Genomic DNA, 5,108 nt, shown 5'->3' with positions numbered 1-5,108 from the left:
CCGTTCCCGCCGGGGCCTCCGGGCTCGACCGCGGCGCCGCCGAGGTGATCGCCGCGGACGGTCAGCATCACGTGAAGTACGGCGCGCGCGTCCGCAGGGCCTCCGCTGAGGACCCGGTGGCCCTTCCCTGTGTCGGGGACTGGGTCGCGCTCAAGGAACTGCCGGAGGGCCGTTACGAGCTCGACGCGGTGCTGCCGCGAACCAGCGCCTTCGTCCGGGGCGGCGTCAGCCGCGACTCACGCGCCGGCCTGTCCGGCGACGGCCAGGGCCAGGTGCTCGCCGCCAACGTCGACATCGTCTTCGTCGCCGAGCCGTCCATGCACTCCACCGACTTCGCCGACCTGGGGCGCATCGAGCGGCTCGTCGCGCTGGCCTGGGAGTCGGGCGGCACGCCGGTCGTGCTCGTCACCAAGTCCGACCTGTTCGAGCAGGGCCTGGACAACCTGCTCGCCGACGTGCGCACCGCCGCCCCCGGCGTGGACGTGCACGCCGTCTCCTCGGTGCTCGGCGAGGGCGTCGACCTCGTCCGCGGCTATCTCGAAGGCTCCCGTACGGCCGTCGTGCTCGGCCCGTCCGGGGCGGGCAAGTCCACGCTCGTCAACGCCATGGCCGACGACGGCGTCATGGAGACCCAGCAGGTGCGCGCCGCCGACGGGCGGGGCCGCCACACCACCGTGCACCGGGAGCTCATCCCGCTGCCCGGCGGCGGGCTCGTCATCGACACGCCCGGCATCCGCCGGGTCGGCCTCTACGAGATGAGCGACGGCGTCGGCCTCGTCTTCTCCGACATCGAGGAACTGGCGGCGAGCTGCAGGTTCGACGACTGCGGCCACGACAGCGAGCCGGGCTGCGCGGTGACCGCCGCGCTGGAGAGCGGCGAGCTGCCCGAGCGGCGGCTGACGAGCTGGCGCAAGCTCCAGCGCGAGGCCGCCTGGATGGCCTCACGCACCGACGCCCGGCTCCGCAAGGAGCAGCAGAACAAGTGGAAGATCATTCACAAGGAGATGCGCCGCTCGGGCAAGAACCGGCCCTGACCGGGGTAGCACCACTGGATGGACCTGCTGTTCGCGGACCGCGCCCACGCGGGGGCGATGCTCGCGGGTCACCTGCTCGACGCGCAGGACCCGGTGGTGCTGGCGCTGCCGCGCGGCGGCGTGGCGGTGGCCGTGCCCATCGTCCGCGGCGTCGGCGGTGAGCTCGACGTGCTCGTCACCCGCAAGATCGGCTACCCGCCGGCGCCCGAGCTGGGCGTCGGCGCGATAGCCGAGGGCGGGGAGCCGGTGTTCGACCTGCCGCTGCTGCGCCGCCTCGGGCTGACGCCCGAGGCCGTGACCGAGGTGGTCATCGAGGAGCGGCGCGAGCTGGCCCGGCGCGTCAAGGCGTACCGGGGCGATCGGCCGCTGCCCGAGCTGACCGGTCGTGAGGTGATCGTCGTGGACGACGGCCTCGCGACCGGCGCCACCGCGCGGGCCGCCCTCAGGGCGGTGGCCGCCGCCAAGCCGGGACGGGTGACGCTGGCCGTGCCGGTCGGCGCCCGCGACACGGTGGAGGCGATGCGGCAGGAGGCCGACGAGGTGGTGGTGCTGCGGGTGCCGGTGGACTTCCGGGCGGTGGGACAGTGGTACGAGCGCTTCGACCAGCTCAGCGACACGGATGTGCTGGACCTGCTGGCGGAGGCTTAGCTCGCTTCGGCTGGGTCTGTATCGCGGCCGGTTCGCCCACGGCCGGTCTGTTCACGGCCGGTTCGTTCACGGCCGGTTCCTACGCGGTGGGGTGATTCGCTTCGGCTCGTTCTGTTCACGGCCGGTTCGTTCGTGGTGGGGTAATTCGCGGTGGGTGGTTGGCTTCGGCTGGTTCAGCCGGACAGGACCGCCCAGACCATCTTGCCGGGCCCGCCGGGGGTGAGCCAGCCCCACGCCGTCGTGAGCGCCTCCACAAGCCGCAGCCCGCGCCCGTACTCGGCGAACACGTCGGTGGTGGGGCTGGCGGTCGGCGCGTTCTGGCTGTAGTCGCTCACCACGCACGCCACCTCGGGCCGGTGGCTCAGCAACCGGAGCTGGATCGCGCCCCCGCCGTGACGCATGGCGTTGGTGACCAGCTCGGAGACCACCAGCTGCGCGTCGAACGCGACGTCCCCGGACCCCCACGTGGTCAACGTCTGGTCGACGAACCGCCTGGCAGTGGCCACACACGTCGGCTCGAACGAACTCAGTTCGTGAAAGGGGAAGACCGCGTCGCAGGGACCGCGCCGGCCGTCCAGCAGGACGGACAGCAGCCAACCAGGTGGCCGGGCACCGGTGGCGGCTTGCGGCCGAGCGTCGAAAGTCGTCATTCTGGCCCCCGAAGCGCGGTCTAGGTGATCCAATGCCCATCTTTACGGCGTGTGCTTACCGATGCAAGACTTTTCGTGTTTTACGGATGCAAATCGCATCTGCACGTGCAGATGATCTGGGAGCGACTGGTGAGCACTATGAGTGCGGAAGGGAATGCGGCTGGATACCCGTCGGGAAGCCCGACGGTCCTGCGGATCCTGCTGGGTACACAACTCCGCAGGCTCCGCACGGAGAAGCGTATCTCGCGTGAGGACGCCGGGTACGCGATTCGCGCTTCTCACGCCAAGATCAGCCGCCTCGAGCTGGGCCAGGTCAGCTTCAAGGAACGCGACGTCGCCGATCTGCTCACCCTGTACGGCGTCATCGACCCCGCCGAGCGGGCGCCGCTGCTCGACCTCGCCCGCCAGGCGAACGCCCCCGGCTGGTGGCACAAGTACGGTGACCTGCTGCCGGGCTGGTTCGAGGTCTACATCGGGCTCGAAGGCGCGGCCTCGGTCATCCGCACGTACGAGAACCAGTTCGTCCCGGGCCTGCTGCAGTCGCCCGCGTACGCCCGAGCCGTGATCATGCTCGCCCACGAGACGACCCCCGCCGCCGAGGTGGACCGGCGCGTCGCCCTGCGCACCCGGCGCCAGCAACGCGTGATCGGGGACCGGGCGCTCAAGCTGTGGGCGGTCATCGACGAGGCCGTCGTACGCCGCACGCTGGGCGGCCCCGAGGTCATGCGCGAGCAGATCGAGCACCTGCTGGAGATGACGGACCGATCCAATGTCACGGTCCAGCTGCTGTCGTTCGAGCGCGGCGGCCACGCGGCGGCCGGGGGACCGTTCAGCATCCTGCGCTTCCCCGAGCGCGACCTGCCCGACGTGGTCTACATGGAACAGCTCACCAGTGCCCTTTATCTGGACAAGCCCATCGAGTCCGAACATTACATGCAGGTCATGGACCGGCTCAGCGTCCAGGCCGACTCCCCTGAGCAGACAAAACGCTTCCTGGAAGACCTTCTCTCCTCCTGATCCGGCCGTGTGATCCACTGCATAGCCGCAATTTTGGCCATCCTTATGTGGCCCCCCCTGTACTGCACTATCGTCTGCACGCAAGCACGGGTGCACGTGCATCCGTAAGCGCGCAAGGGGGATTCGCCATGCCTGAGTTCCGCAACGGAACACCCGCCGGTCGCCTCTCCGCCGTCTGGCGCAAGAGCAGGCGGAGCAACCCCAACGGCAACTGTGTCGAGGTCGCGGACCTGCCCACCGGGGAGGTCGCGATGCGCAACTCCCGCTTTCCCGAAGGACCGGCACTGGTTTACACCCGGGCCGAAATCACGGCATTTGTGCTGGGGGCCAAGGACGGGGAGTTCGACGACCTGATCGTCTGACCGCTCTACAAGCTCGGGCCTCCGCCTTTTCGGGCGCTGTCGCGCTTCCGGAGGCTCCGGGCTGTGTCCAGTGGGGGGCTCAGCGCCCCCCACACCCCCACAAAAGCATGGTCCTCGCTCCGCTCGGGCGCCCTCCCGAACGCAAGCGGCCCCTTGACCGGAGCGCGTTCCTTGGAGCGGCATCCTTTGCAGCGGCCTCGGCGCTTGATGACTGCTGGTGGGGGCTGGTGGCGGCCCCCTCTCCGGCGGCAATGTCATCAACCGCTCATAGGTCAGACTGCTTCTGACAGCCAGTGCCCCTCCCATCGCGGCCTCCGGGTATCGCCCCAGGTGACAGCGAGGACGCATGAATCCTCGACCTGGGTGACAGCGAGGATGACGCCTGAACCCGCAGCGAGATGCGCCGGGCTCCGTGGTCAACAAGATGCGCATGCTCCGTCGTCGGCGAGACGCGCTGGGCTCCGGTTGTCTCGCCTTTTCGGCGAGTCCCCTTCGACGCTATGGATCGACGTGGCCGGATCGGCTGCCCGGTGGCCATGGCGTCGGCGAGTGGGAGGATTGACCCCATTCCGGTCCGCCCCACTATCCGATGCCTTCAGCGGTGAGCCTTGCGCGGCAGTAGCCTCACGCGCACCTGCCGCCGCCCGAATGTCGGGTCACACCAATGGGGCTTGGCATCACATCGAACAGCAACCATGGACAAAGGCGGGCGGGGTCGGGTTCGGCGCGTCAGGTCGCGGGCCGGGCGTCATCGCCTCCGTGCGATGTAGTGATCCTGGGGAGCGCTAAAGCCCTGCAGTGCGGGAACGCCGAGGTCATGTGGCCTGTGATGGCGTCGCTGCCGCAATGTGACGCCACCAGTCGCTACCGGCCGCCGCAAAGGCGCGCCACCGGCCACCGGCCCATTGGCCGCGCAAAAGCGTGGCACCGGCCGTCGGTTGTCGGCCGCCGCAATGGTGCCGCCACCAGTCGCTACCGGCCATCGCAAAAGCGCCGCCACTGACCGCCGGAAAAGGGTCGCCACCAGCCCCCACCAGCCCCCACCAGCAGTCATTAGACGCCAAAGCCGGTGCAAAGGATGTCTCGACAAGGAACGCATTCCGGTCAAGGGGCCGCTTGCGTTCGGGAGGACGCCCGAACGGAGCGAGGACGATGCCTTTGTGGGGGTGTGGGGGGCGCTGAGCCCCCCACTGGACACAGCCCGGAGCCCCCCGAAGCGCGGCAGCGCCCCAAGGCGAAGGCCCGAGCCTGGGCAAAAGCTTGTGACAAAAAGCAAGCCAGCCCGGTCGTCGCAAGTGACGACCGGGCTGGCTTCTGCGTGCTGGGGCTGAGGTCCCGCCTGATCAAGCAGTTGTCCCGACCGGGTTCGGGGGGGGCCGGCGGGGCCGGCCCCCGGT

The 5,108-nt window shown here is 69.6% G+C and carries 5 protein-coding genes; 4 read left to right on the top strand and 1 reads right to left on the bottom strand.

What is annotated here, in order from left to right:
- On the top strand, nucleotides 1–1,034 hold a 1,034-nt coding region (gene rsgA, locus KME77_RS27600), incomplete at its 5' end, for a ribosome small subunit-dependent GTPase A (protein WP_219471868.1).
- Between the two features lie 18 nt (nucleotides 1,035–1,052).
- Complete coding sequence (locus KME77_RS27595) at nucleotides 1,053–1,682, top strand: phosphoribosyltransferase (protein WP_219471867.1); 630 nt, start codon at nucleotides 1,053–1,055, stop codon at nucleotides 1,680–1,682.
- 173 nt (nucleotides 1,683–1,855) lie between these two features.
- Here the strand turns inward: KME77_RS27595 and KME77_RS27590 are convergent, their stop codons facing one another.
- Complete coding sequence (locus tag KME77_RS27590; protein WP_219471866.1) at nucleotides 1,856–2,188, bottom strand: ATP-binding protein; 333 nt, start codon at nucleotides 2,186–2,188, stop codon at nucleotides 1,856–1,858.
- A gap of 282 nt (nucleotides 2,189–2,470) precedes the next feature.
- On the opposite strand from KME77_RS27590, the gene KME77_RS27585 reads away from it, so the two are divergent.
- Together KME77_RS27585 and KME77_RS27580 are read left to right on the top strand one after the other, a co-directional pair.
- Nucleotides 2,471–3,349 carry a Sco1979 family transcriptional regulator gene (locus KME77_RS27585; protein WP_219471865.1) on the top strand — a complete coding sequence of 293 codons (879 nt, stop codon included), beginning with the start codon at nucleotides 2,471–2,473 and terminating at the stop codon, nucleotides 3,347–3,349.
- 128 nt (nucleotides 3,350–3,477) lie between these two features.
- Nucleotides 3,478–3,711 (top strand): DUF397 domain-containing protein, encoded by a 234-nt coding sequence (locus KME77_RS27580; protein ID WP_219471864.1) that lies wholly within the window; start codon nucleotides 3,478–3,480, stop codon nucleotides 3,709–3,711.
- Nucleotides 3,712–5,108: the final 1,397 nt, after the last annotated feature.

Origin of the sequence: Nonomuraea rhizosphaerae (assembly GCF_019396405.1) — a bacterium.
GTDB lineage: Bacteria > Actinomycetota > Actinomycetes > Streptosporangiales > Streptosporangiaceae > Nonomuraea > Nonomuraea rhizosphaerae.
The sequence above is the reverse complement of the archived record's forward strand: the minus strand, read 5'-3'. Positions and strand labels throughout refer to the sequence as shown.

Bases quoted from the DNA above. Each gene is read 5' to 3' on its own strand.
- KME77_RS27585 (WP_219471865.1), top strand. From the start codon at position 2,471: ATGAGTGCGGAAGGGAATGCGGCTGGATACCCGTCGGGAAGCCCGACG.
- KME77_RS27580 (WP_219471864.1), top strand. From the start codon at position 3,478: ATGCCTGAGTTCCGCAACGGAACACCCGCCGGTCGCCTCTCCGCCGTC.
- KME77_RS27595 (WP_219471867.1), top strand. From the start codon at position 1,053: ATGGACCTGCTGTTCGCGGACCGCGCCCACGCGGGGGCGATGCTCGCG.